Source organism: Chamaesiphon polymorphus CCALA 037 (assembly GCF_003003845.1).
GTDB lineage: Bacteria > Cyanobacteriota > Cyanobacteriia > Cyanobacteriales > Chamaesiphonaceae > Chamaesiphon > Chamaesiphon polymorphus.
Map to the genome: position 1 here is coordinate 1 of NZ_PVWO01000756.1, position 2,001 is coordinate 2,001.

Below are 2,001 nucleotides of genomic sequence, written 5' to 3' on the forward strand. Positions count from 1 at the left end.
GATTTAGCGCGTATCCCGCCGCATGTCCCGCAGCAATAATTATCACCGGAACTGAAAACATATCCCGCACGAAGTCCGCCAAAAACTGGCGATACAGCGGCGGCGCATAATCTACACGCGGACGACTAGAGTCCCCAAACCCAGGAAAATCCACCGTCGTCACCTGAAACTGCGATTTTAACCGAACCGCCAAGCTCGACATCTCAGTCCGGCTAGAAACCGTACTAAAAGCAGGTAAAAGTAGAATGGGTGCCCCCGCACCAGCAGTTTCATAAGCAATGCTCAACGACTGTCCTTGCCAGCTCCATTGGTATGTAGAGGTGGTATCTGCAACAACAGGAGATTCAATACTAGTCAGATTAGACATCACGATCGCCTCAAAAGTTTAGTAGTAGCAATGAATGATGCTGGGGCGATGGCGAAAAATTACATCTCATCCACCCATCCACTCATCTACCCTTTACTCTTTATTTTAACCACCCACGCCGAAAACCTGCGCCAGTTGGCGATAACTACTTTATACTGCGCGATCGAGTGAACGGCAATCAGCATCGCAAAAATTTTAGACGAGCGACTGTGCGCCGCACTAGCTTGAGATGCTCCCTCCGAATCCACCGGAAATAGATCTGGCATGGGAATCCCAAATAAGTTGACATTATTGGCTTGGTAAGAATTGGATAACCAATAACCACTCAGCGGTACTGCTAACATCAACAAATACAATACGGTATGCAAACCCGTCTTAAAATACCAATTTGTAGTTAATTTAGGCAGATGCTTGGTATATTTGCGCCCCCAGACTCTGACTAATAAATATCCGCGCCAGCCGAGTAACAACAATACCAACACGCCAACAGATTTGTGAGCGGCTAGCAGGAGTTCGCGTCCGCCCGCATCACCCTGAAGTCTTTCAAATATCGTGCCACCCGTCAACAAGAATAGATACAATCCCGCCATCCACCAGTGAACGGACATTAATTGTTTGAAGATATTATTCAGTCTGGGTTTTGGTGCTGTTGCTGACATATTTGCAAGATACAGATGGAAGGTAGGAATTGCCCGTCTATGTGGTTACATATTATCGCTAATTTTACTCGATCGATTATTTAATCTCTCGATCGTATCGTTCGCGCTCTTAACTAATAACTTCAATCTTACGAACAGACGTCGGTCGGAAACCATCAATTCCGAAATCCAAACAGATCTGAAATAAAATTAGTAAATACCCTCTATTATTCCTATCAAAATGAACAAAGAAGAAGCAATAAACAAGGCAAAAACTACCTTTAACTCTGCCGCCGATTATTTTGATGCGCCAGCTCTATCCTTTTGGAATCGATTCGGACAACGTACCATCGAGCTTGCCGATCTCCAACCGGGAATGCAAGTATTAGATGTCTGTTGTGGAACTGGTGCCTCGGCAATTCCCGCCGCTATTGAGGCAGGTGCGACTGGCTCGGTATTGGGTGTAGATCTCGCCGACGGTTTGCTGGAATTGGCACGCCAGAAATCTCAACAACAGGGATTGACAAATATCGAGTTTCAGTGCGCGGATTTTAGCAATTTAGACTTACCCAGCGCAAGTTTCGACGCGATCGTGTGTGTATTTGGGATTTTCTTTTTACCCGATATGGAAGCCGCCGTCGCCGAATTGTGGCGGATGTTGCGCCCTGGCGGGACATTAGCAATTACATCCTGGGGCGCGCGGGTATTCGAGCCTGCTAACCAGACATTTTGGAATGCGATCGCGGCCTTACGTCCGGATCTTTACAAACAATTTACCCCATGGTATCGGATTGGCGAGCCAGCATCGTTACAGGCATTGATAGCATCCTGTGGGGCAAATAATATTCGGGTGTTTGCCGAAACCGATAGTCACCATCTGGCAAGTCCAGAAGATTGGTGGACGATGGTAATGGGCGGTGGGACTAGAGGCACGATCGACAAACTAGATTCAGCCGATCAGGAGCAGGTAAAATCAATTTGTTTAGAATTTTTATC

The 2,001-nt window shown here is 46.7% G+C and carries 3 protein-coding genes; 1 reads left to right on the forward strand and 2 read right to left on the reverse strand.

The window, feature by feature from the left end; all coding sequences use genetic code 11:
* Together C7B77_RS29015 and C7B77_RS29020 are read right to left on the reverse strand one after the other, a co-directional pair.
* A partial coding sequence (locus tag C7B77_RS29015; protein ID WP_146138603.1) for an alpha/beta fold hydrolase occupies nucleotides 1–367 on the reverse strand: 367 nt, incomplete at its 3' end.
* 86 nt (nucleotides 368–453) lie between these two features.
* A complete protein-coding gene (locus C7B77_RS29020; RefSeq protein WP_106313245.1) occupies nucleotides 454–1,026 on the reverse strand; it encodes a cytochrome b in 573 nt (190 codons plus the stop codon).
* Nucleotides 1,027–1,246: 220 nt separating this feature from the next.
* Between C7B77_RS29020 and C7B77_RS29025 the strand changes: the two genes are divergently transcribed.
* Nucleotides 1,247–2,001, forward strand: a 755-nt coding sequence (locus C7B77_RS29025; RefSeq protein WP_106313248.1) for a class I SAM-dependent methyltransferase, incomplete at its 3' end; no start/stop codon positions are given.